This window comes from Cypionkella psychrotolerans (genome assembly GCF_001294535.1).
GTDB classification, from domain to species: Bacteria; Pseudomonadota; Alphaproteobacteria; order Rhodobacterales; family Rhodobacteraceae; genus Cypionkella; species Cypionkella psychrotolerans.
The window spans coordinates 1-23,080 of the sequence record NZ_LGIC01000033.1; the positions used below are offsets into that span (position 1 = coordinate 1).

General features: G+C 61.1%; 21 protein-coding genes and 1 pseudogene. 9 read left to right on the forward strand and 13 right to left on the reverse strand.

Features of this window, described 5'->3' with window-relative positions:
• The 5 genes and pseudogenes from AKV04_RS06355 to AKV04_RS06375 form a co-directional block, all read right to left on the reverse strand.
• Positions 1–710 (reverse strand): annotated as a pseudogene (locus AKV04_RS06355) (hypothetical protein); the annotation flags it as partial.
• 219 nt (positions 711–929) lie between these two features.
• A complete protein-coding gene (locus AKV04_RS06360; RefSeq protein ID WP_054005627.1) occupies positions 930–1,409 on the reverse strand; it encodes a hypothetical protein in 480 nt (159 codons plus the stop codon).
• 65 nt (positions 1,410–1,474) lie between these two features.
• Positions 1,475–2,272 carry a 3-methyl-2-oxobutanoate hydroxymethyltransferase gene (locus AKV04_RS06365; protein ID WP_054005628.1) on the reverse strand — a complete coding sequence of 266 codons (798 nt, stop codon included), beginning with the start codon at positions 2,270–2,272 and terminating at the stop codon, positions 1,475–1,477.
• Positions 2,273–2,587 carry a MocE family 2Fe-2S type ferredoxin gene (locus tag AKV04_RS06370; RefSeq protein WP_054005629.1) on the reverse strand — a complete coding sequence of 105 codons (315 nt, stop codon included), beginning with the start codon at positions 2,585–2,587 and terminating at the stop codon, positions 2,273–2,275.
• Between the two features lie 3 nt (positions 2,588–2,590).
• Entirely contained in the window at positions 2,591–3,679 is a 1,089-nt protein-coding gene (locus tag AKV04_RS06375) for a fatty acid desaturase family protein (protein ID WP_054005630.1), read from the reverse strand.
• 138 nt (positions 3,680–3,817) lie between these two features.
• On the opposite strand from AKV04_RS06375, the gene AKV04_RS06380 reads away from it, so the two are divergent.
• The 5 genes from AKV04_RS06380 to AKV04_RS06400 all read left to right on the forward strand — a co-directional run bounded on the left by AKV04_RS06380 (position 3,818) and on the right by AKV04_RS06400 (position 8,800).
• Positions 3,818–4,843, forward strand: coding sequence for a LacI family DNA-binding transcriptional regulator (locus AKV04_RS06380; protein WP_054005856.1), 1,026 nt, complete (start codon positions 3,818–3,820; stop codon positions 4,841–4,843).
• 186 nt (positions 4,844–5,029) lie between these two features.
• Positions 5,030–5,836 carry a TIM barrel protein gene (locus AKV04_RS06385; RefSeq protein WP_054005631.1) on the forward strand — a complete coding sequence of 269 codons (807 nt, stop codon included), beginning with the start codon at positions 5,030–5,032 and terminating at the stop codon, positions 5,834–5,836.
• Between the two features lie 80 nt (positions 5,837–5,916).
• Positions 5,917–6,858 (forward strand): sugar ABC transporter substrate-binding protein, encoded by a 942-nt coding sequence (locus AKV04_RS06390; protein ID WP_054005632.1) that lies wholly within the window; start codon positions 5,917–5,919, stop codon positions 6,856–6,858.
• 113 nt (positions 6,859–6,971) lie between these two features.
• The gene (locus tag AKV04_RS06395) at positions 6,972–8,045 is read left to right on the forward strand and encodes an ABC transporter permease (protein WP_054005633.1); all 1,074 of its coding nucleotides are present in this window, start codon (positions 6,972–6,974) and stop codon (positions 8,043–8,045) included.
• A complete protein-coding gene (locus AKV04_RS06400) occupies positions 8,042–8,800 on the forward strand; it encodes an ATP-binding cassette domain-containing protein (protein ID WP_054005634.1) in 759 nt (252 codons plus the stop codon). The genes AKV04_RS06395 and AKV04_RS06400 overlap by 4 nt, the downstream gene beginning before the upstream one ends.
• A 36-nt stretch (positions 8,801–8,836) precedes the next feature.
• Here AKV04_RS06400 and AKV04_RS06405 read toward each other — a convergent pair whose 3' ends face one another.
• A complete protein-coding gene (locus AKV04_RS06405; protein ID WP_054005635.1) occupies positions 8,837–10,042 on the reverse strand; it encodes an MFS transporter in 1,206 nt (401 codons plus the stop codon).
• 61 nt (positions 10,043–10,103) lie between these two features.
• On the opposite strand from AKV04_RS06405, the gene AKV04_RS06410 reads away from it, so the two are divergent.
• Positions 10,104–10,559, forward strand: coding sequence for a MarR family winged helix-turn-helix transcriptional regulator (locus tag AKV04_RS06410; RefSeq protein ID WP_054005636.1), 456 nt, complete (start codon positions 10,104–10,106; stop codon positions 10,557–10,559).
• 42 nt (positions 10,560–10,601) lie between these two features.
• Here the strand turns inward: AKV04_RS06410 and AKV04_RS06415 are convergent, their stop codons facing one another.
• From AKV04_RS06415 to AKV04_RS06445, 7 genes are all read right to left on the reverse strand, one after another.
• The gene (locus AKV04_RS06415) at positions 10,602–12,542 is read right to left on the reverse strand and encodes a cation:proton antiporter domain-containing protein (protein ID WP_082351541.1); all 1,941 of its coding nucleotides are present in this window, start codon (positions 12,540–12,542) and stop codon (positions 10,602–10,604) included.
• Between the two features lie 148 nt (positions 12,543–12,690).
• Positions 12,691–13,932, reverse strand: coding sequence for a mandelate racemase/muconate lactonizing enzyme family protein (locus tag AKV04_RS06420; protein WP_054005637.1), 1,242 nt, complete (start codon positions 13,930–13,932; stop codon positions 12,691–12,693).
• A gap of 30 nt (positions 13,933–13,962) precedes the next feature.
• Positions 13,963–15,180, reverse strand: a complete 1,218-nt coding sequence (locus AKV04_RS06425) for a TCR/Tet family MFS transporter (RefSeq protein WP_054005638.1) — start codon at positions 15,178–15,180, stop codon at positions 13,963–13,965.
• Positions 15,181–15,300: 120 nt separating this feature from the next.
• Positions 15,301–15,972, reverse strand: a complete 672-nt coding sequence (locus AKV04_RS06430) for an alpha/beta fold hydrolase (protein ID WP_054005639.1) — start codon at positions 15,970–15,972, stop codon at positions 15,301–15,303.
• Entirely contained in the window at positions 15,965–16,753 is a 789-nt protein-coding gene (locus AKV04_RS06435) for an alpha/beta fold hydrolase (RefSeq protein WP_054005640.1), read from the reverse strand. The genes AKV04_RS06430 and AKV04_RS06435 overlap by 8 nt, the downstream gene beginning before the upstream one ends.
• Complete coding sequence (locus AKV04_RS06440; RefSeq protein ID WP_054005641.1) at positions 16,753–17,700, reverse strand: threonine ammonia-lyase; 948 nt, start codon at positions 17,698–17,700, stop codon at positions 16,753–16,755. Before AKV04_RS06440 ends, AKV04_RS06435 begins: the two co-directional genes overlap by 1 nt.
• Entirely contained in the window at positions 17,697–18,518 is an 822-nt protein-coding gene (locus AKV04_RS06445) for an alpha/beta fold hydrolase (protein ID WP_054005642.1), read from the reverse strand. The genes AKV04_RS06440 and AKV04_RS06445 overlap by 4 nt, the downstream gene beginning before the upstream one ends.
• A gap of 126 nt (positions 18,519–18,644) precedes the next feature.
• On the opposite strand from AKV04_RS06445, the gene AKV04_RS06450 reads away from it, so the two are divergent.
• From AKV04_RS06450 to AKV04_RS06460, 3 genes are all read left to right on the forward strand, one after another.
• The gene (locus tag AKV04_RS06450; protein WP_054005643.1) at positions 18,645–20,429 is read left to right on the forward strand and encodes an ABC transporter transmembrane domain-containing protein; all 1,785 of its coding nucleotides are present in this window, start codon (positions 18,645–18,647) and stop codon (positions 20,427–20,429) included.
• A gap of 137 nt (positions 20,430–20,566) precedes the next feature.
• Positions 20,567–22,465, forward strand: a complete 1,899-nt coding sequence (locus AKV04_RS06455) for an acyl-CoA synthetase (protein ID WP_054005644.1) — start codon at positions 20,567–20,569, stop codon at positions 22,463–22,465.
• A 105-nt stretch (positions 22,466–22,570) separates the two neighbouring features.
• Positions 22,571–23,074, forward strand: a complete 504-nt coding sequence (locus AKV04_RS06460) for a hypothetical protein (RefSeq protein ID WP_054005645.1) — start codon at positions 22,571–22,573, stop codon at positions 23,072–23,074.
• The last annotated feature ends 6 nt before the right edge of the window (positions 23,075–23,080 follow it).

A 23,080-nucleotide genomic window follows, 5' to 3' on the forward strand; every position in this document is an offset into this window, starting at 1 on the left:
ATCGTATTGCGGTTCCGGGGTTGCTCGGCGAACGGGATGCCCCTCGCCATTGGGCTTGAACCCGTGGCGCTTCCAATGGCTCGATCGGGGAGAATGGTATGAACCTGATAGGGCACGACTTCGAGCATGTGTTGCACGAACTCCCAGACGGTGCGTCTGTCAGCCGTTGCAACGCGTTGCGCGACGGCGAACTTGGCAGTCCGGTCGATGCCGACGAAGAGCGAGAGCTTGCCTTCAGCGGTCTGCATCTCAGCGATGTCCCCTCTCGTGGTTTGCACGCAAACCACGAGAGGGCAGCGGATGTGAAAGAACCCGCCTGTCGGCCAATGGATCGGGCAGCGCTTGAACTTCTGGCGCTTCGGCTTCTCGCCCTCGACATCAGGCAGGCGGGAGATGCCGTGCCGTTGCAGACACCGGTGCAGCGCCGAACGGGTCAGGTGCGGGATCGACGGTTGCAATGCATAGAGGCAGTCATCCCGCGGCAGCAGCGTACGGCGCCGGAATGCGACGACCATCGCCTCTTCGGCCTTTGTCAGAACGGTGGACCGCGGCTCCGACGGCCCGGTCTTCATATCCTCGACCGGCGCGCGCTTGCGCCATTTCGCCACCGTCTTGGGGTTGATGCCCCGCTCGCGGCTCAACTGCGCGAGCGAAGCTTGTGATCGCTGTATTGCGGCTCTGACGGCGTGCGCCCCTCTCGGCGAATGCATGCATTCACCTACCGGGCAACGGGATCGTGGCGCTCCCGGGACGAACCTGTCCCATGTTGCTTCCTTCCATGCCTGAGAAAGGATCGCACCATCAAACCGTGGGATCAAACACCTAATGTACACGTTTATGGCCAGAGATCAGATCGCAGTCTTTTAACTAATTGTTTTATATTGGTATTTTATGATGATTATCTGCGTCGACCGATTCGGCGGGCACTCTTATGGCTCATTGGCATTGCAAGCATCCGCTGGAATATCCAGCGACTTGGCCGGGCGCAGATGGCCTTCCTTAATCTGAATTGGGCGGAACGGCGGAATTTCTTGCACGGCGGGCTGCACCTGCGACAGCGTGTAGCAGCCATTGAAAAAGACCTCTGACCCATCAGCCCGGTGTGCCCCAATCGCCACCGGCACCGTGCTGAAGATCGTGCCCGCCGCCCCCTCGGATGTCACCGCACCAAAGGCCACGTCAATCACCGTGGTATCTTGATAACCCTCTCGAAATGAGGGGTAATCCGTGACGGCTCCTTCGGCAAAATAGCTCCAGCCCCGCAGATATTCCTGTCGGTTCAGCGCATTGTAAAGCGAAGCCACCACGGCCAACGGTGTAGAGCGATCATCAGTGTAATCCGGGGTAACGGCCCCAGCTGCGGCGCTGGACAGGATAAGGGCCGTTGCAAGGCAGAGGCGCAGGGTCATGGTGTGTTCCAATTCAAAGGGCAGCGGGCGTTAACCCGCCACCCGCGCTTTCGTTCCAGACGGAGCTAGTCTTGCCGCTCCAGCCACTCGCGAAACTCGGCCACCACATCAGCATCGCTATCCACCATATATTGCGGCGCAGGATAGGCTCCGCCATGCACATCGCTGGCGAAAGCCGTCATCGCCGTGATCCGCATTTGCTGCAACCGCGCGTGTTCGCTGGCGAAATCGGCGTAGCGTTTGGCATGGCGCGGCACATGGCCCGAGGTTTGCCCCAACACATCATCGCTGAACAGATATTGCGCATGGCCCGCAGGCCCGGCCCCCATCGAGATCAGGAACAGCCCGGTTTTCGCGGCAATCGCTTCGGTGATCGAATGCGGCACCACTTCAATCTCCACCGCAAACGCGCCGGCCTGCTCCAACGCCTTGCACTGCTGATAGACCAGCTGAGCCGAGGCCAAAGTCTTGCCCACCGCCTTAAAGCCCCCCGTCCACGTCCGCTTTGACGGGATCAGCCCGACATGGCCGCAGACCGGAAAACCATGATCCGCCATCGCCTTCACCGTCTGCAACGAGCCCGAGCAATAGAATCCATCCGCCCCCGCCTTAAACAGGGGAAACGCCCATTTCAGGAAATCCGCCGTATCGCCGATCTCGTAGAAATTATCCCCCGGAAACGCGAAGGCGTTCGGGGCGGCATCGCGAAACTGCCGATCTAGGATCATCGCGGGCGGGATCGACAGCAACTCAACCCCGGCCTTTTCCGCGGCCTCCGCCTCGTCCAGAGTCTCCACCCGCAGCATGGCAAATTGATGCTTGCCGCGTGCATCCAGCAAATCCTTAACGGTTAAGCGTGCCATTCAAGCCACCTGAATGAAGACGCGATTGTCCTCAACCTTCACCGGATAGGTTTTCAGATTGACGCAGACCGGGGCACGTTTTGCCTCTCCGGTGCGGTAGTCAAACTGGCCGTTGTGCTTCGGGCACTCGATCACATAGTTCATCACCAGCCCGTCTGCCAAATGCACCGCCTCATGCGTGCATTTGCCCGCCGTGGCGTAAAACTTGCCATCCGGCGCGTGATAAATCGCATAGGTCGCCCCGGCATGATCGAAGCGGATCAGATCCTCCGCGTCGATGTCATCGGTGGCACAAGCGTCGATCCATTGGGTCATGTTCTACTCCGCAGCAGCAGGGGCGGCGCCAAGCGCGGCCAGGTGGAAATCTTCACGGTAGGGTTTGGCACTGGCGGGCAGATCTCGCTTCAGGAAATAATCCTCATAGGCCAACTGCCGCCGCAGTGCAGGCCACATCTCCTTAAACGCTTGCGCAATCGAGGTATTCGGCGCGGGCAAGTCATGCTTGATCGCTGCGTGCAGCCGGGGCAGGGCGTGATACGGCACCATCGGGAACATGTGATGCTCGACATGGTAATTCATGTTCCAATAGATGAACCGGCTGACCGGGTTCATATACACCGTCCGCGAGTTCAGCCGATGGTCGATCACATTGTCGGCCAGCCCACCATGCTGCAACAACCCGGTCATCACATGATGCCACGCGCCATAAAGCCGGGGCAGGCCGATCACCATAAGCGGCAGAATGGAGCCCATCCAAAGCGCCAGTGCAATCGTTGCGCCATAAATCAGCGTCGAAATCCGTGCCACCCGCACCACCTTTGGCCATTCGCTTTCCGGCACGAAGGTTTTCTCGGTCGGATGCACGCCGATGAAGGCATTGTATAACATGCGGGGAATGAAGGCGGCCACATCCGGTAGCCCGAAGAACCCGGCGATTATTTTGGCAAACACCACCGGGCGCATGATGGCAATCTCCGGGTCACGCCCGACGATATAGGTGTCGGTGTGGTGGCGCGCATGGCTCCACCGCCATGTCGCCGAGTTGCGCATGATCATGAAACTGGCGATTTCAAACACCACATTGTTCATCCATGGGGTTTTGAACGCCGTGCCATGGCCACATTCATGCCAACGGCTGTCAGAAGCCGAGCCATAAAGCACGCCATAAGCCAGCCAGAACGGTGCCGACCACCACGACGGCCACAGGTAGATCCCGATCCCGGCAAAGGTGATCATCAGCCCATACAACAACACAGTATCCCGGATCGCCGGGCTATCGGAACGCTGCATCAGCGCCTTCATCTCTTTGCGCGGCACCTCTGTGTGATACCATTCGGCTGCCGCTAACCCTGTCTCAACCGCCCGCGCCCCGTCCGGGCCCAGCAGTGAATAATCGCGCTTTGTCATAGAAGCTCCCCCTCTCCGACCAATTCTGCGGCTAGGATAGAAGATATATTCCATTTCTGCCAAGCTAGGCTCTGGCATTTCTCATCATATCTCGTCAGAATGCCCGTATTGGTGATGAAAACCCATCAGGGGGTCGTGATGAAACGTTTGGGCATGGCAGATTTGGCGCGCGCGGCGGGGGTTTCCATCGCCACGGTGGACCGCGTGCTGAACGGACGCGAGCCTGTGCGCGAAGACACCCGCGCCCAGATCATTGCCGCCGCCGAGCGCATCGGCCATCCTGCCGCGCGCCGCCTTTCGCCGCGCCCGGTTGATCTGCGCGAAATCCGCTTTGGCGTTGTGCTGCACAAACAGGGGCAGGATTTCTACAAAGCCTTCGCCGAGGCCCTGCATCGTGCCGTGGCACAGGCTCCCGGCGTGCAAGGCCGTCTGGTGCTGGAATTTTCCAGCAGCCAAGCCCCCGGCGAGATGGCAGCAGCCCTGCGCGCCATGGCGGGGCGCTGCGATGTGCTGGCCGCCACCGCCGTGAACCACCCCGAAGTGACGGCGGCAGTCGAGGAACTTTCCAGCACAGGCCTCGCGGTGTTTTCCTTGCTGTCGGACTTCGCCCAAGGCGCACGCGCGGGCTATTTGGGGCTGAATAACCTGAAAGTGGGCCGAACTGCGGGCTGGTTCATGCATCAAACCGCCCGAAAACCCGGCGTGATGGCGCTGTTTGTCGGCGGCCACCGCTGGCACGGCCATGAACTGCGTGAGACCGGATTTCGCGGCTACCTGCGCGAATGTGCGCCGCATTTGACGGTTCTGGACACGCTGGTTAACCTTGAGACCCGCCAGCTGACCTATGAAGCCACCCTCAACCTGCTGGCCCGTCAACCCGATCTGCGCGGCATCTATGTGGCTGGTGGCGGCATGGAGGGCGCCATCGCGGCGCTGCGCGAGGCCCGGTCTGCGGGCGATGTCGCACTGGTGGTCTCTGCCCTGACCCCGGAGTCGCGCGCTGGACTGGCTGAGGGGCTGATTACATTGACGGTGGATACCCCGCTGGAAAAGCTCTGCCGCGATCTGATGCTGATCATGACCCGCGCCGCCACCGAAGGCCGTGGTCCCGGCGGCTTGCAGCATTTCCTGCCACCCGATCTGCATGTGGCCGAGTCTGTCTAACCCACAGCGTTGGCCCGATATTCTGGACGCGATCAGAGGATCGCGCGAAAATATCGTCAAAACACATCAGACTTCGCCTCTCTAAATAGAACCAATAGAAGAATTGCGACTTGAAATAGAATATCAATTCCACGACAGTGTCAAAACGGACCCGAGGAGGGGTTCTGAGTCGAGGAATCTCCGAACATGCTGCCTTTCGCGCTGAACCATATGACCACACCGAAACTGGGCTGGCTGGCCTTTCTTGATCTCGCGCAGTCCTTGGGCTGCGTCGGCGTCGAATTCCGCAATGATTTCAAGACCGCGCTGTTCGACGGTGCCGACCCCGCCGAAGTGGGCAACGCCGCCAAAGCCCGCGGTTTGCGCATCCTCGCGCTGGCCGAGGTCAAAATGTTCAACGATTGGTCGGACGCCAAACGCGCCGAGGCCGACGATCTGATGAAAATCGCCAAGGCCTGCGGGGCCGAGGCCATCAGCCTGATCCCGCGCAACGACAATGTGGCGACCTCGCGCGCAGACAGCCGCCAAGTCACCGAAACCGCCCTGCGCGCCCTGCTGCCGATGCTGCAATCTTACGGTCTCAAAGCCATGGTTGAACCGCTAGGCTTTGAAGTGTGCAGCTTGCGCTACAAAGATATTCTGGCCGAAGTGATCGAAGCCGTCGGCGGCAAAGGCACCTATTTCATCGTACATGACACCTTCCACCACGCCCTCGCGGGTGGTGGCCCGATCTACCCGGAGCTGACCGGCATCGTGCATGTCTCGGGCGTCAAGGACAGCATCTATGTCAATGACATGCGCGACCCGCACCGGGTTCTGGTCGATGCCGATGACCTGCTCGGCAACGTCGCCCAGATCCGCGCCTTGCGTGCCGCAGGCTACACGGGTGCGATCAGCTACGAACCTTTCGCCGCATCAGTGCACGATCTGGCTGACCCCAAATCCGCGCTGACGGCATCTATCGCATTCATCCGCGCGGGCGTTACAGCCTGACGCGGCAGAATACCGCCCTTGGGAGAGGGCGGTCCGGCCAAAAACGGTGTGCCGGACACCGACTTGTGGAGGAGAGACACATGAAAAAGACCCTTTTGACCGCGGGCTTCATCGCTTTGATGGGCACCAGCGCGATGGCGGACGGCATCGGCGTGTCGATGGCGCTGTTTGACGACAACTTCCTGACCGTTCTGCGCAACGGCATTCAGAAGCAAGCCGATGCTGCTGGTCTGAAAGTGCAGATCGAAGATGCGCAAAACGACGTGGCCAAGCAGTTGGACCAGATCAACAATTTCATTGCCTCCGGCGTCACCGCGATCATCGTCAACCCGGTGGACACTTCCGCGACCCAAGCGATGTCGGATGCCGCTGCCGCTGCCAACATCCCGCTGGTTTATGTCAACCGTCAGCCGATCAACGTTGACACGCTTCCGGCCAACCAAGCCTTCGTCGCCTCGAATGAAGTCGATAGTGGCACCTTGGAGACCAAAGAAGTGTGCCGCCTGTTCAAAGAAGCGGGCAAGACCGAAGCCAATGTTTATGTGATGATGGGCGAGCTTTCCAACCAAGCCGCCGTACAGCGCACCGCAGACATCCATGATGTGATCGGCGGCCCGGATTGCGGCGTAAAGATCAACATCATTGACGAGCAAACTGCCAACTGGTCGCGCGACCAAGCGCAAACCCTGATGACCAACTGGCTGTCGGCTGGCGCTGCGTTTGATGGCGTGATCGCCAACAATGACGAGATGGCGATTGGTGCGATTCAGGCGATGAAAGCCGCCAATATCGACATGAAGTCGGTCGTCGTCGGCGGCGTGGATGCCACCCAAGACGCTCTGGCCGCGATGCAGGCGGGTGATCTGGACGCAACCGTGTTCCAGAACGCAGCAGGGCAGGGCGCAGGCGCATTGGATGCTGCCGTCAAGCTGTCGAAAGGCGAAGCTGTCGAGCATAAGGTCTATGTGCCGTTCGAATTGGTGACCCCGGCGAACGTCGCTGACTACGCCGCCAAGAACTAATCCTTAACGGGAAAGAGGGGCGATACCGTCAAGGTATCGCCCTTCGTCTTACCCCGCGCAGGGAAACGCAGGGCGAAGACCGTTTTCATGTGACATATGGGGGAGAGAAGCCCGTGGCAGAGCCGACGCATGGCCTAGGTGGCCTGAAATACGATCCATCGAAGAAAGCCCGCCCGCAAGAGTTGAACGTGTTTATCGCGTTCGTGATCATCGTTGCGGCGTTTGAGATCCTCGGCCGCCTGATCATCGGTGAAAGCTTTCTGTTCAATAGCCGCGAGGGTACTACGGGCCTGTTCAACACCCAGCGCCTGTCGATCATCATCCTGCAAGTCGCCACCGTCGGCATCATCGCCATTGGTGTGACGCAAGTGATCATCACCGGCGGCATTGATCTGTCGTCCGGCTCCATCGTCGGCGCCACCGCCATGGTCGCGATGAGCTTCGCACAGACCGCTCTGGTCAACGGCAACCCCAACCCGAAAGCGATCTTCGGCGATTGGGCGATGGATTTGCCCATTCTGGTGCCAATCCTCGTCGGCCTCGCCTGCGGGTTGCTGGCGGGTCTCATCAACGGCGCATTGATCGCCTATACCAAAATCCCACCCTTCATCGCCACTTTGGGTATGATGGTCTCCGCCCGAGGCTTCGCCCGCTGGTGGTCCACCGGCAACCCGATTTCCTTCCCGACCGAAAGCTACAACGCCATCGGTTCCGGGATGCGCCCGGTGTTCGTGTTCGTCGCCTTGGCGGTGCTGTTCCATCTGATCATGACCTACACCAAATACGGCAAACACTCCTATGCCATTGGCTCCAATGAACAAGCGACGCGGATGTCCGGCATCAACGTCGACCGTCACAAGGTGCTGGTCTATGTCATCGCCGGAATGCTGGCCTCCATCGCCGCCATCGTGGTTTCGTCGAAAGGCCAGACCGCGCAGGCGAATATGGGGGTGATGTATGAACTCGACGCCATCGCCATGGCGGTGATCGGGGGGATTTCGCTGCAAGGCGGGCGGGGATCAATCATCGGCACGGTGATTGGCGCGTTGATCTTCGGCGTGATCATCTCGGGCTTCACCTTCCTTAGGCTCGACGCCTATTACCAAGAGATGGTGAAAGGCGCGATCATCGTCGGCGCGGTGGTGCTGGATCAATGGCGGCAAAAAAGCCGGGGAGCACGGGTATGAGCGAATTCATTCTGGAAACCCGTGGCCTGACCAAACGCTACGGCGGTGTGCACGCATTAGAAGACGCCAATTTCAACCTGCGCCACGGCGAACATGTGGCTGTGGTCGGCGACAATGGTGCCGGCAAATCGACCTTCGTGCGCCAGATTACGGCGGTGGAGCAACGCTCGGCAGGCGATGTGATCTTTGACGGTGCGCCTGTGCATTTCGCAGGCCCGCTGCAAGCCCGTGAGTCCGGTATTGAAACCGTGTTCCAAACCCTCGCTTTGGCCGACGATCTTGACGTGCCCTCGAACCTGTTTCTAGGCCGCGAGCTGTTCAAATTGAAACTCGGCCCGTTCTCAATCCTCGACCGCAAGGCGATGCGCGAAAAGACCATGGAGGCGCTGAAGACAACCGCCGTCAAAATCCCCAACGTCGACAACCCGATCCGCAACATGTCGGGCGGTCAGCGCCAATGCGTCTCGATTGCCCGCACGGCGGCGTTTGCTTCCAAACTGGTGATCATGGACGAACCCACGGCGGCGCTGGGCGTGCAGGAAACCGCGCAGGTCGAAAATATCATCCGCGGTTTGAAAGAGCGCGGCGTGCCGTTGATCCTTGTGTCGCACAACCTGCGGCAAGTGTTCGATCTGGTCGACCGTATCGTGGTGTTCCGTCGCGGTCGCATCGTGGCCTCGCTGCGCCGCGATGAAACTGACGGCAACGACATTGTCAGCTACATCACCGGCGTCAAGGGCGGCGTTGAGGTTTAATCCCATAGCCCTGCCCGGATAGGGCAGGGCCACCCTCTACGCCAAAGCCCCCCCCACCACAGGCGGCTTGGCAAACGGCCTGAACGTCATCGCCACCGCAAACGCCGCCAAACCCAGCGCAAAACAGGTGATGTAAAGCCCGCCGTAACTCCCCGTCTGGTCAAAAATCCAACCGCCGAGCACTGGCCCGGTCGCCATTCCCAAACTGCCCGCCATGCCAGTGCCGCCCATGATGGTGCCCATCATTTTCATCGGGAAATTCTCGCGCACCAGTACGGAATACAGCGGCATGATCCCGGCGTAGATAAAGCCAAACAGCGCCGCCACCGCGTAAAACTGCCCCAGATCGCGGGCAAAGAAATAGCCCAAAGCCCCAAACGCCTGCACCAGCAGTCCCGTCACCAGCACGCGTTTCGCCCCAAACCGATCCCCCATCACGCCAAAACCAATCCGGCCGAACATGCCTGCGATCCCCTCCACCGAGTAAATCGACACCGCTGCCAGCGCCGCAATGCCGCAAATCTCGGCATAGCTGACGGTGTGGAAAATCGGGCCCGAATGGGTGGCACAGCAGAAGAAATTCGTCAAAACCAGCACGATGAACTGCGGCGAGCGCACCGCCCCTCGCACCGTCATCGCGCTATCCGGCACGTCAAACCCCGTCGCGAACGCTTGCACCGGAGGCCGCTTCAACAGCAACGCCAGCGGCAACGTCACCGCTGCTACAATCCCCGCCAAAATCGCAAGCACCGTGCGCCAGTCATACCCCTGCACCAACCACGCGGCCAAAGGCGACATGGTGACAGGCGCCATCCCCATCCCCGCCGACACCAAAGACACCGCCAGCGAGCGCTGCGTGCTAAACCACCCCGTCACCGTCGCCATCATCGGCGCGAAAAATGCCGCCACCGACCCGCCCACCAACACGCCGAAAATCAGCTGAAACGCCAGCAAAGACGGCGCATGACCCGCCAGCCACAAGCTGGTCGAGAACAAGACCGCCCCCGCCATCACCACCGGCCGCGCGCCAAACCGATCCGACAGCGCCCCCCAAATCATCGCCATCGCGGCCATCGACAAGAACGCAAAGGTCATCGCCGCCGAAATGCCCGTCCGCGACCATCCCGTCGCCGCGACCATCGGCGTCAGCAACACCGGCAGCGAAAACAAAGCCCCCATCGCGACGCAGCCCATCACCCCGCCCGCCGCCACGATCACCCAGCGATACTGTGCATCCGCCATGCTGCCCTCCTGCGACAACCCGCCGCTTGTCCTGCTCCAAGTAGTTTGATATCAATATAAAATGCAGCAATCAAGCCTCCCCATCGAAACCGTCCTTCAGATCCGCGATCAATGCCTGTGCCTTGCCGCCCAGCGCGCGGCGCGCAAACTGGCCCGCCGATTTGACCGCCTGTTCGCCCCCTTGGGTCTGACCAACGGTCAATTTTCCATGCTGGTGGCCCTCAGTGGCCAATGGCAGCCGCGCTTGGGCGAACTGGCCGAGTTTCTGGCGATGGATGCCACCACGATGACCGCCGCCGCGAAAACCCTTGAGAAACGCGGGCTATTGCACTTGATCCCCGACCAAGCCGACGCCCGCGCCCGCCGCCCCGTGCTGACCGAGGCAGGGCGCGTTCTTATTGCGCAAGCGGCACCGCTCTGGTGCGCCGAGCACGGCAAACTTCATGCCGAACTGGCCGAAACCCAAGCGTCAACCGATCCCAAAGCCTTGGCACAGCTTTTGTCGCAGCTTGGCTGAACAGGCTTTGGCGGAAGCGTGGGCTTAGCCGCAAACGTGGCCTTAGCCAGAAACTTGCTCTGGCTCTACGGTTTCCAACGGCGGCTCAGAGCGCTCCTCCAGCCCGCCGCGCTCGGCCCCCGGCAACAGCGTCTCAAAAGCGGGCTTGCCCAAAATCTCGGCGAATTTCACGATCAACTTCTGATCTACCTCTGTCGTCAACTCCCGCGCCCGCGCCACATAGGCAGCGTTCTCAAAGTTCGGAATCGTCGGGTCATAATGATCCGCCATCGCCCGCATGATCTTCTGATCCGCCACATGATAGACCTGCCGCATGGCTTCGGCCTGCTCGGGTGTCGCGCCCAATGCCTCGAACGCCGAACGCCCCATGCGGATCGAGCTGTCATAGGTTTCCCGGATAATATCCCGGCAGCCCGCCGCCCACAGATCATAAACATGGTTACGATCCACCGCCCGCGCGATCACATGAAGGTTCGGATAAGCGGCTACCGCATGGCGCACCATTTCGGTGATCTGGTCGCGATCATCAATCGCAATCACCAACAACTTGGCCTCGGCAATCCCGGCTGAATGCAGAATATCGGGGCGTGAGGCATCGCCAAAATAGGCCTTCACGCCAAATTTAGCCATCATTTCCAACTGTTTAGAGCTGAAGTCGATCACCGTGGTATGATACCCTGCCGCCCGCAGCATCCGATTGACCAAGCCGCCAACACGGCCGATCCCTGCGATGATGATATGGCTTGGATCGGTGATCTCATCGGCCTCGCGCTGCGCCGTCTCGGCAAAGCGCGGGGCGATCACCTTGTCGTAAAAGATGAACAACCCCGGCGTCAGCAGCATCGACAAAGCCACGATCAACAGCAGCTTATCGGCAATTTCCGCAGGCAGAACCGCCGACGACACCATCAGCGAGATCAGCACAAAGCCAAACTCCCCGGCTTGCGCCAAAGCCAGCCCGAACAACCACTTATCCGCCGCAGCCAGCTTGAAAATCCGCCCCAGCACCAGCAACACCAGCACCTTCACCGCGATCAGCCCGAGCGTCAGCGCCAGAATCTGCCCCAGATTGCCCCAGAGCAGCGCAAAGTTCACCCCGGCCCCAACGGTCATGAAGAATAGCCCCAGCAGCAGCGCCTTGAACGGGTCGATGTCGGATTCCAACTCGTGCCGGTACTCAGAGTTGGCGAGCACCACCCCCGCGAGGAACGTCCCCAAAGCGGGCGACAACCCCACCAGCGTCATCAGCAAGGCAATGCCAATCACCATCATCAACGCCGTCGCCGTGAACAATTCATGCAACTGCGCCGAGGCGACAAACCGGAACACTGGACGGGTCAGGTAACTGCCGCCCAGCACCACGCCGATGATTGCGGCAATGTTGACCAAAGCCACCTGCCAGCCATTCATTCCCGCGACCAAAGTGAACGCCTCGGCATGATCGGTCACGCTATGCGTGCCCTGCAACTCCGGCAAAGCCAGCAGCGGGATCAGCGCCAGCATCGGGATCACCGCAATATCCTGCGTCAAAAGCACCGCGAAACTGGCTTGGCCCGCGTCGCTTTTCAGCAGGCCCTTTTCGCCCAAACTCTGCAAAACAATCGCGGTCGATGACAGCGAAAACACCAGCCCCACCGCCATCGCCACCGACCAGACCTGACCCACCGCCATCGCCACGGCCATCACCGCCAGCACGGTTAAGGCCACCTGCCCACCGCCCAAGCCCAGCAGCCGCGCCCGCATGTCCCACAGGTTCTTCGGCTCCAGCTCCAGCCCGACCAGAAACAGCATCATCACCACGCCGAATTCGGCAAAATGCTGGATCGAAACCAGATCCACCTGCAAAATCGCCAACACCGGGCTGATCAAAATCCCCGCGATCAGATAACCCAGCACCGAGCCCAAGCCCAACCGTGCCGCAATCGGCACCGCAAACACCCCGGCGACAAGGAAGATGAACGCCAGCAACAGAAAATCGGTCATGCGGAAATCCTCAAGGACTGCCGTGTTTTACGCGAGAATCGTTACCGCAAACAGCCGATTTTTGAGAAAAATCGTGGCCCCGCCACAACGGAGCCACTTGCGCACCGAAGCGGCGCATATCTGGATCATCTGCCGCAATACCAGGCGGTCAAACCGTGGTCGGCGCAGGCGCACCGCCCTCAAACCGATTGCCATGGCGATAATCGCACGGCGCTTCCTGCATCTGCAAATGCAAGCCTGTCCCGGTATAAGGATGTGCCCGCGCGACATCCTCGTCGAACTCAATCCCCAACCCCGGAGCCATGGGCGGCAGGATATAACCATCCTCCCATTTCAAACTGTTCTTGATCAGCTTCAGATGAAATTCCCCGCCGGTCTGGATCGTCTCGGCCATCAGGATATTCGGGATCGACACCGCAAAATGCACGTTCGCCGCCCATTCCACCGGGCCCGCATAAAGATGCGGCGCCATCTCGGCGTTATAAACCTCGGCCATCGCCGCGATTTTCTTGGCCTCCCAAATGCCGCCAACCCGCCCCAAAGCCGGTTGCAAAATCCGCACCCCGCCATGCCGCAACAGCGCGCCAAATTCGGCCTTGGTGGTCAACCGTTCCCCCGTCGCCAGCGGCACCCGCACCGAGCGCGCCACTTCGGCAAACTCGGCCAGATTGTCCGGCGGGATCGGCTCTTCATACCACAGCGGGTTATAGGGCTCGATCGCCACCCCCAGCCGGATCGCCCCCGGCGTGGTAAATTGCCCATGCGTGCCGAACAAAAGATCGGCCTTGTCGCCTACCGCCTCGCGGATTTTCTTGCAGAACTCAACCGAGCGCGAAATATCCGACATCGCAGGCTCATGCCCGCCGCGAATGGTATAGGGGCCAGCCGGATCGAACTTCACCGCCGTAAAGCCCTGCTTCACGCAACGCGCCGCAGCCTCCGCCGCCATATCCGCATTCACCCAGAAATCCGCCGGGATCTCGCCCGCCTCGGGATAAAGATAGGTATACGAGCGCACCTTCTCATTCATCATCCCGCCCAGCAGAGCCCAAACCGGCCGATCACGCGCCTTGCCAAGGATATCCCAGCAGGCAATCTCCAACCCCGAAAACGCCCCCATCACCGTGGGGTCAGGCCGCTGGGTAAAGCCCGAAGAATAGGCGCGGCGATACATCAACTCGATGTTCTCCGGGTTCTCACCCAGCATATGCCGCTCAAACACATCGTGGATCACCGCATCCATCGCGCGCGGGCCAACGGTCGAGGCATAGCACTCGCCATAACCGACGATGCCATTGTCCGTGGTCAGCTTGACAAAGGTCCAATAGCGCCCGCCCCAGCCCGGCGCTGGTGGCGCTACAGTGAAAATCTCAAGATCGCGCAGCTTCATAAAGCACCCCCTGTTTGGGGTCAGGCTAACTTAGGATCGCTCCGCTTCGCGCGTTCCCGCGACAAAGAGTATAACAACCGCGACCATAAGTGTCGCAGACAGCAGAAACGGCGCGCCGGGCAGATAAAGCGGCGCGGAAGCCGAAGTGAAAAACCCAAACACCCAAGTCATCACCAAGGGTGAGATAATCATCGCCAATGCGTTCAGCGACGAATTCACCCCCTGCAACTCGCCCTGCTGATTTTCCGGCACTGCCCGTGACATCATCGCCTGCAAACTCGGCCCGGTCACCCCGCCCAAAGCCGCAATCGGCGTGAACACCAGTGCCCAGAACCCCGAGGTAGCAAAGCCGTAAAACCCGTAGGACACCACCTCTAGCCCCATCCCCACCGCCGCCGTCCGCCGCTCGCCCAAATGCCGGATCATCGGAGCCACCAGCAACGCCTGCGTCAAAGCCATGCAGACCCCGAACGCTGCCAGCGCAAAGCCAATCCACTGCGCGTTCCAACCAAACGCCGCCTTGCTGTAATACGACCAGATCGCGGGCCAAACGTTGAAGGTCACCGCATAAAGAAAACTGACCAGCAGCAAGCGCTTTAACCCTGGCAACCGCCGGATCGCCCTGAGTGAGGCCAAAGGATTGGCGCGACCCCAGGTAAAGCCCCGCCGATTCTGCAAACCCAAACTCTCCGGCATCACAAACCAGCCAAACACCAAATTCGCCAAAGCCAACCCCGCCGCCGCCCAAAACGGCGCGCGCACATCAATCCCGGCCAGCAAGCCGCCCAGCATCGGCCCCGCGACAAAACCAATGCCAAACCCCGCCCCGATCAGCCCAAACCGTTTCGCCCGCTGATCCGGGGGCGAGATATCCGCGACATAAGCATTCGCCGTCGAATGTGTCGCCGCCGCCACCCCTGCCACAAGCCGCGCTGCCAGTAACAACCAAACCGTATGCGCCAAAGCCATCGCGACATAATCCAGCGCCATCACCGCCAGCGACACCAACAGCACCGGCCTGCGACCATAGCGGTCCGACAAATTTCCCACCAAAGGCCCGCACAAAAACTGCATCACCGCAAACGAGGCCGCCAAAACGCCGCCCCAAAGTGCCGCCTCGCCCAAGCCCGCGTGCGTCACGTCTTCCATCAAATCTGGCATCACCGGAAAGATTAGCCCAATGCCAATCGCATCCAGCGCCACAGTAAATAGTATGAACAGCAAACTCAGATTGGCGCGGGCGAACATGAAAACCTCAAATCAAACGAATGTCTGACATAAACCAAATTCCCGACAATTCGATTAAAATTGTCATCCTCTGTGCTCAAATATCCCGGGGGTGCGGGGGCTGGCCCCCGCTCTAACGCCTCAACCAAACCCCCGCACCATCGTAGCGATCTCCCCCGCCAACCGCTCCGGCATCGCCAAAAATGGCGAATGCCCGCAGGGCAGGCCGTTCTGCGGATCAATCCCCCGCGCCATATGGGCCTGAAACGCCGGTGGAATAGCCCGATCGTCCAGACAGGAAATATAGCCCCGAGGCAGCGCCTCCGCAGCCGTCACATCCGCAAGCGCCGTCTCCATCGGATCCAACGCCTCCCAACACAGCCGCGCGCATTCATCCGCGCAATCATGAAAAAACAAATCCTTAGCGAGTGCCGGATCAAACCCAAACGCCCCGCGCGCCCGGTCCACCACGAAGGCCCCATCCAAAGGCCGCTCCACCCAGCCCTTGCGCATCTCGGCCAAAGACCGCCCCGCCTCGGGCACATAGCCGCAGACATAAACCAACCCGCGCACCAAGGGCGACACCGCCGCCCCCGTGATCGCAAACCCGCCCGCCGAATGGCCCACCAAGACGCTCGGGCACCGCAACCCTTCCACCAGCGCTTCCACCTGCGCCTCCAGCGACGCCGCTTCCCCACGCCCCGGCAAATCCACTGCCCGCGCCATCACGCCCAACGCCGCCAAAGCCGGGATCACCCGCGCCCAAGCCCAAGCGCCATGGCCCGCACCATGCACCAGCACGACCTCAAACATGGCCAATCGAGCGCAAAAACTCTGCAATCACCCCAGCATATTCCGCAGGCTTTTCGACCATCGGCAGATGCCCGGCGCCGCGCATCAGATGCCACCTGCTGCCCAAAATCAAATCCGCCGTCTCGCGCACCAAATCCGGCGGCGTGGTGCCATCATGCGCGCCAGCAATCGCCAAAGTTGGCAAAGTCAGCCCCGCTGTCGGCGTATAAAAATCCGTCCCCGCAATCGCGCTCGCACAGCCCACCCACCCCCGCACATCCATGCCCTCCAGCATCGCCCGCACCCGCGGCATCCCCGCCACCTCCTGCCAGCGCCGCCCAAACATCCGCTCCATCGCGCCCGGCGCATAAGCCGCCAGCCCCTCGGCCTGCACCGAAGCCACCCGCGCGCCCCACATCTGCACCGAGCCGATCTTGGCGGCGGTATTCGACAACACCATCCCACGCACCAAATCGAGCCGCTTCACCGCCAGCCCCTGCGCCACCAGCCCGCCCAGACTTAACCCAACCACCACCGCATCGCGCAGCCCAAAATGCGCCATCATCCGCTCGCCGTCACGGATCAGCGCCCCCATCGCATAGGGCGGCTCTGGCACGTCCGACAGCCCATGCCCGCGCTGATCAAACCGCAACACCCGGCAGCCCGAGGGCAGCAAACTCACCACCTCATCCCAGATCGTCAGATTGGTCCCCAAAGCGTGCAACAGCACCACCGCAGGCCCGCCCACTGGCCCCGAAACCTCTGCATTCAACCGAATATCGTCGAGATAGACCAAGCCCATCAGCCAAACCGCTCCATCGCACCCCGAAACACCGCCGGATCGACATTACCCCCCGAAGCCACCGCAATCACCGTCTCGGGCAGCGCCTCCCGAAACAAAGCAGCCGCCAAAGCCACCGCCCCACCCGGCTCCAACACGATGCGCAAATGCTGAAACGCCAGCACCATCGCCCGCAAAGCCTCGTCATCCGTCACCACCAACCCCGGCCCGCACAGCCGCTGCATGATCGGAAAGGTGATCTCGCCCGGAGTCGGCGTCACAATCGCATCGCAGATCGACCCCGCCAGCGCGATATTCCGCACCCGCTCGCCCAAAGCCAAAGACCGCGCCACATCATCAAACCCCGCAGGCTCACAGGTCCGCACCCGAAACCGCCCCTCGCAAGCCAGCGCGACCCCTGATGTCAGCCCGCCACCACCGCAACAGGTCAACACCTCGGCCTCGCCGCCAAACCCCGCCTCAAACTGCGCCACAATCTCAAGGCCCACCGAGCCTTGCCCCGCAATCACCTCCGGCTCATCATAGGGCTTCACCAAAACCAGACCGCGCTCCGCCGCCAGACTGGCCCCAATCGCATCGCGGCCCTCGGTCTCCCGATCATAGAGAACCACCTCCGCGCCATAGGCCCGCGTGTTCTCAATCTTCACCGATGGCGCATCCGCGGGCATCACAATCACCGCCGCCAAGCCATGCTGGTGCGCTGCCAAAGCCACCCCCTGCGCATGATTGCCCGAGGAAAACGCGATCACCCCCTTGGCATCCTTCAAGCTCGATACCGCCGCCCAACCGCCGCGATATTTAAAACTGCCAGTCCATTGCAGACACTCCGCCTTCACCCACACCCGCCGTCCGGCGATGCGGTCAAGCAACGGCGCATTGAGCAAAGGCGTCACCCGCGCATGGCCCTCAAGCCGCCCCGCCGCCGCCCGGATCATCTCAATGTTCATTTGCAAGCCTCCAGAAACGTCCGCACCACCGCCAAACTTTCCGGCTCATCCAGAAACGGAATATGCGCCCGGTCCGGCACCTGCCCAAACATCATATCCGGCCTGCGCGCCTGCATCTCAACCACCGTTTCCATCGACAACAAATCCGAATTCTCCCCCCGGATCAGCGCCAAAGGCAGCCCCGCGCAGGCGTCAAACAACGGCCAAGCATCCACCGCTGGCCCCTCAAACCCCGCCAGAAAACTCTCGCGCAGCGCCGGATCATAGGTGATCCGCAACCCTTCCGGCTCCTCGCGATAATGCAACCGCGCCTCCTCGATCCATCGCTCCGCCCCAACCACAAACCCCGGCATCGCCCCCGGCAACCGCTCGGCCAAAGCCTGATGCGTTTTCACAAACGGATTGCGCCCGACGTAATCGAAAATCCGCTCCAACCCTTTGCGCTCAATCACCGGGCCAATGTCGTTCAAACACAACCCCGCCAGCCGATCATTCGCCAAAACCGCCAGCAACATCCCGATCAACCCGCCGCGCGATGTCCCCAACACCGCCGCCCGCGAAACCCCCAGATGGTCCAGCAACGCCAAAGCATCCTGCGCCTCTTGCAAAACGGTATAGCTCGCAGCCCCCGTCCAAGCACTTTCCCCCCGCCCACGATAATCCATGCGGATCAACCGCACAGGCGGCAGATGTGGCCGCAGATAGTCGAAATCGCCCATCGTCCGCGTCAGCCCCGCCAGACACAGCAAGGGCAACCCTGCACCCTCATCGGCATATGCCAGCTTCGCCCCATCCGCCGCCGTGAAAAATTCGACCATATCCGCCCCCATTTGCCGCCAACCTGCCACGGGCAGGGCAGGGGGGAAAGGGGGTGCGGCAACAGCAAAGCTTGCAGACCCGTGTGGGCGGGCTTAGACGCTTGCCGAAGCTAAAAGGGCGAGATCATGGCCGACACCACCACCGAACAACGCGCGAAATCCAAAAAAGTCGGTGCCCTGCGCGGCCTCTGGCCCTTCCTGCGCCCGTATCGCCCGATGATGATCACCGCTGGCCTCGCGCTGATCCTCACTGCCTCGGTCAGCTTGATCCTGCCCATGGCTGTCCGCCGGGTCATCGACAACTTCAACGCGGGCGACCTTGGCCTTGTCGATAAATACTTCGGTGCGGCCCTGCTGATCGCCGCCACCTTGGCCATCGGCACCGGTATCCGCTACTATTTCGTCACTCGACTGGGCGAGCGCGTCGTCACCGACATCCGCCGCGCGTTGTTTGATCGCGTCATGGGCATGAGCCCGGCGTATTTTGAGAAAATCCTGACCGGCGAAGTCCTGAGCCGCATCACCACCGACACCACCCTGATCCTCTCCGTCATCGGCTCCTCGGTCTCCGTCGCCCTGCGCAACATGCTGACGGTGCTGGGCGGTATGGTGCTGATGAGCTTGACCTCGTTCAAACTCACCGGATTGGTGCTGCTGATCGTCCCCGCCATCATCATCCCCATCGTCACCCTCGGCCGCCGCCTGCGCAACCAAAGCCGCGAGAACCAAGACTGGATCGCGCAAAGCTCCGGCAAAGCCTCCGAAGCCCTCAGCGCCGTGCAAACTGTGCAAAGCTTCACCCACGAAGCCCTCACCCGCGCCGATTTCGCCGCCGTGTCCGAGCAAAGCTTCACCTCCGCCAAAACCCGCATGGCCACCCGCGCTGCGATGACCGTCATCGTGATCTTCCTCGTCTTCGCGGGCGTCGTCGGCGTGCTCTGGATGGGCGCACGCGATGTCCGCGCAGGCACCATGACCCCCGGCCAACTGGTGCAATTCGTCATCTACGCGGTTCTCGTCGCCGGAGCCGTCGGTTCGCTCTCCGAAATCTGGGGAGAACTCCAACGCGCCGCAGGGGCCACCGAGCGCCTCGTCGAAATGCTGGACGCCACCGATCCCGTCGTCGAACCCACGCACCCTGTCCCGCTGAATCGCCCAGTAAAAGGCGCGATCACCCTAGACAACGTGGAATTCCACTACCCCGCCCGCCCCAATGCCCCCGCCCTGCACGGCATCTCCCTCACCGTACAGCCCGGCGAAACCGTCGCCCTCGTCGGCCCCTCGGGTGCCGGAAAATCCACGGTCCTGCAACTCCTGATGCGCTTCTATGACCCGCAATCCGGCAGCCTCGCCCTCGACGGCCAAGACCTGAAATCCCTCGCCCGCACCGATTTCCGCGCCGCCATGGCCTTGGTGCCACAAGACCCCGTCATCTTCGCCACCTCCGCCCTGGAAAACATCCGCTTCGGCCGCCCCGACGCGACCCAAGCCGAAGTCGAAGCCGCCGCCAAAGCCGCCGCCGCCCATGACTTCATCGCCAGCCTACCAAACGGCTATGACACCTACCTAGGGGAGCGCGGCGTCATGCTCTCCGGCGGGCAGAAACAACGCATCGCCATCGCCCGCGCCATCCTGCGCGACGCCCCGGTGCTGCTGCTCGATGAAGCCACCTCCGCCCTAGACGCCGAATCCGAACGCGCGGTGCAAGCCGCCGTCGATCACCTCTCCAAAGGCCGCACCGTCATCGTCGTCGCCCACCGCCTCGCCACCGTCAAACGCGCCGACCGCATCGTCGTCCTCGACCAAGGCCGCATCGCAGCCATCGGCACCCACGACGAACTCGTCGCCCAAGGTGGCCTCTACGCCCGCCTCGCCCGCCTGCAATTCACCGACGGCAGCCTAAACCCCTAAGACGGCACTCTTCCCCCCTGACGTTGCGTTTTCCCCGCCGCTTTTCCTTGCCCCATCCGACAAACTTCCCCATCTTGACCACACCGAGGCCGCAACAGAACGGCCCGGTATCCGAAAGACCACAGGGGAGGAACATCATGACAGGCGGCTTCGCATCACGCGCCGATCTCAAAGCCATTGAGGCGGAATCATCGTGGGAAAACCGCGACATCGCCCATTCGATCTACGATTTCCTCTCACGCACCCGCGCCAAACACGGCCCCCGGCCCGCGATAAGCTACCAACTGCTCTCCGGCCCCAGCGACCCCGCACAAACCCTGACATGGGATCAGTTGCACGCCAAAGTCACTCAAGCCGCCAACCTGTTCCGCAGCTTGGGCGTCGGTCCCAATGATGTCGTGGCCTATGTGCTGCCAAACGCGTTGGAAACCGCCGTCACCCTGCTTGCCGGGGCCACCGCAGGCATCGTCAACCCGATCAACCCGCTGCTGGAACCGTCGCAAATCTCGTCGATCCTGCGCGAAACCGGGGCGAAAGTCGTCGTCACCCTGAAAGCTTTCCCGAAGACCGATCTGGCGCAAAAGGTGGCCGAGGCTGTCCAACACGCCCCAAGCGTCAAGACCATTCTCGAAGTCGATCTCAACTGCTACCTCAGCCCGCCGAAAAGCTGGATCGTGCCGTTTGTGCGCCCGAAAAACCCGATCCACCACACCGCCAATGTCAAAAACTTCACCACCGAATGCGCCCGCCAACCCGCCGATAAACTGACCTTCGCCGATCGCACCAAAGACCACACCGCCGCCTATTTCCACACCGGCGGCACCACCGGAATGCCGAAAGTCGCCCAGCACCGCGCCTCTGGCATGATCTACAACGGCTGGCTTGGCGGCCGCCTGCTGTTCCGCGAAACCGACACCGTGATGTGCCCGCTGCCGCTGTTCCACGTCTTCGCGGCCTACCCGATCTTGATGTCGATGATCGCATCTGGCGCACATGTGGTGTTCCCCACCCCCGCTGGCTACCGCGGCGAAGGCGTTTTCGACAACCTGTGGAAGCTGATCGAACGCTGGCAAGCCACCTATCTTGTCACCGTGCCCACCGCGCTTTCCGCCCTGCTGCAACGCCCGGTCAACGCCAAAATCGACAGCCTGCGGGGTGCCTTCTCCGGCTCCGCCCCGCTCCCAATCGAGCTGTTCAACCGCTTTCAGAAAATCACCGGCGTGCAGATCGTCGAAGGCTACGGTCTGACCGAATGTACCTGCCTTGTCGCCGTTAACCCGCCCGATGGCGCGAAGAAAATCGGCTCGGTCGGCCTCGCCTTCCCCTATACAGAAATCCGCATCCTGCAAAAAACCCCAGACGGTTTCCGCATCTGCGACACCGATGAAGTCGGCGAAATCTGCGTCTCCAACCCCGGCGTTCTGCCCGGTTCGACCTATACCGAGCTCGATAAAAACCGTGATCTGTTCGCCGATGGTATTTTCCTGCGCACCGGCGATCTGGGCCGCCTCGACGCCGATGGCTACCTTTTCATCACCGGACGCGCCAAGGATCTGATTATCCGTGGCGGCCACAACATCGACCCGGCCGTGATCGAAGAGGCCTTGATGGGCTGCGAAGGCGTCGGCTTTGTCGGGGCCATTGGCCAGCCCGATGCCCATTCGGGTGAGTTGCCTTGCGCCTATGTCGAGCTTGGGAAAGGGGCGACCGTCACTGTCGAGCAACTGATGGATTACGCCAAAGCCCATATCGCCGAGCGTGCGGCTCAGCCGAAATACATCGAAATTCTGCCGGAATTGCCAAAAACCGCCGTCGGCAAGGTTTTTAAGCCTGACCTGCGCCGCTTGGCGATCACCCGCACCTACAACGCCGCCTTGGCGGAAGCCAAGCTGCCGGTGACGGTGCGTGAAGTGGTCGAGGATAAAAAGCGCGGCCTTGTCGCCAAACTCACAGCCTCCGGCCCGGCCTCGACCGAAGCCGTGGCCGCCGTGCTGGGCGCGTTTACCCAAAGCTGGGATTGGGTGGAAAAGCCTTAAACCACAGGTTGAAAACCACTCAGCCGCGAAAGATGACAGCCAAATTCATTTGCGAAGCGGCGGATTTTCGCCGATCTTCCTCACAGAAATGTGAGGAGGATCGCCATGAAGTTTTGGCAAATGGGAATAGTTGCGGTGACGTTGGGCCTCGGTTTGGCCCCTAGCTTGGCGCAGGCCGATCAGGAAACCTTGTTTCAGCATAAAAACTGGATGGTGGCGGTCAACAGCTTTGACGATGGCTCGGTCGCCTGCCAAGCGGCGGTGGATGAGGGCTCGGAAAGCTTCACGATCTGGGTATTTCAGGACCAATCGGTGCGCTTGCAATTCTATTCAACCGACTGGAACTTCACCGAGGGCGAGACGGCTGATCTGCAAGTCGAAGTCGACCGTCGCGGCGAATGGAACCTTTCCAACGCCACCCTGACCGGCAATTCGGCTTTGTTCGATCTGCCTGATGGCGACAAAGGCGTGCGCTTCCTCGTCGAAGTCGCCGAAGGCCGCACCGCCCATCTGCGCGACGCCGATGGTGCAGATGTGCGCGATTACCCGCTGGCAGGCTCGAAAGCCTCAATGTCGGCGCTGATCGAATGTGCTGACGCCATAAAATGACCAAAA

Bases quoted from the DNA above. Each gene is read 5' to 3' on its own strand.
- AKV04_RS06460 (WP_054005645.1), top strand. From the start codon at position 22,571: ATGAAGTTTTGGCAAATGGGAATAGTTGCGGTGACGTTGGGCCTCGGT.
- AKV04_RS06440 (WP_054005641.1), bottom strand. From the start codon at position 17,700: ATGAACATTGAGATGATCCGGGCGGCGGCGGGGCGGCTTGAGGGCCAT.
- AKV04_RS06410 (WP_054005636.1), top strand. From the start codon at position 10,104: ATGCAGCAATCAAGCCTCCCCATCGAAACCGTCCTTCAGATCCGCGAT.
- AKV04_RS06405 (WP_054005635.1), bottom strand. From the start codon at position 10,042: ATGGCGGATGCACAGTATCGCTGGGTGATCGTGGCGGCGGGCGGGGTG.
- AKV04_RS06420 (WP_054005637.1), bottom strand. From the start codon at position 13,932: ATGAAGCTGCGCGATCTTGAGATTTTCACTGTAGCGCCACCAGCGCCG.
- AKV04_RS06385 (WP_054005631.1), top strand. From the start codon at position 5,030: ATGCTGCCTTTCGCGCTGAACCATATGACCACACCGAAACTGGGCTGG.
- AKV04_RS06370 (WP_054005629.1), bottom strand. From the start codon at position 2,587: ATGACCCAATGGATCGACGCTTGTGCCACCGATGACATCGACGCGGAG.
- AKV04_RS06375 (WP_054005630.1), bottom strand. From the start codon at position 3,679: ATGACAAAGCGCGATTATTCACTGCTGGGCCCGGACGGGGCGCGGGCG.
- AKV04_RS06360 (WP_054005627.1), bottom strand. From the start codon at position 1,409: ATGACCCTGCGCCTCTGCCTTGCAACGGCCCTTATCCTGTCCAGCGCC.
- AKV04_RS06415 (WP_082351541.1), bottom strand. From the start codon at position 12,542: ATGACCGATTTTCTGTTGCTGGCGTTCATCTTCCTTGTCGCCGGGGTG.
- AKV04_RS06445 (WP_054005642.1), bottom strand. From the start codon at position 18,518: ATGGTCGAATTTTTCACGGCGGCGGATGGGGCGAAGCTGGCATATGCC.
- AKV04_RS06455 (WP_054005644.1), top strand. From the start codon at position 20,567: ATGACAGGCGGCTTCGCATCACGCGCCGATCTCAAAGCCATTGAGGCG.
- AKV04_RS06425 (WP_054005638.1), bottom strand. From the start codon at position 15,180: ATGTTCGCCCGCGCCAATCTGAGTTTGCTGTTCATACTATTTACTGTG.
- AKV04_RS06400 (WP_054005634.1), top strand. From the start codon at position 8,042: ATGAGCGAATTCATTCTGGAAACCCGTGGCCTGACCAAACGCTACGGC.
- AKV04_RS06450 (WP_054005643.1), top strand. From the start codon at position 18,645: ATGGCCGACACCACCACCGAACAACGCGCGAAATCCAAAAAAGTCGGT.
- AKV04_RS06390 (WP_054005632.1), top strand. From the start codon at position 5,917: ATGAAAAAGACCCTTTTGACCGCGGGCTTCATCGCTTTGATGGGCACC.
- AKV04_RS06380 (WP_054005856.1), top strand. From the start codon at position 3,818: ATGAAACGTTTGGGCATGGCAGATTTGGCGCGCGCGGCGGGGGTTTCC.
- AKV04_RS06435 (WP_054005640.1), bottom strand. From the start codon at position 16,753: ATGGGCTTGGTCTATCTCGACGATATTCGGTTGAATGCAGAGGTTTCG.
- AKV04_RS06365 (WP_054005628.1), bottom strand. From the start codon at position 2,272: ATGGCACGCTTAACCGTTAAGGATTTGCTGGATGCACGCGGCAAGCAT.
- AKV04_RS06430 (WP_054005639.1), bottom strand. From the start codon at position 15,972: ATGTTTGAGGTCGTGCTGGTGCATGGTGCGGGCCATGGCGCTTGGGCT.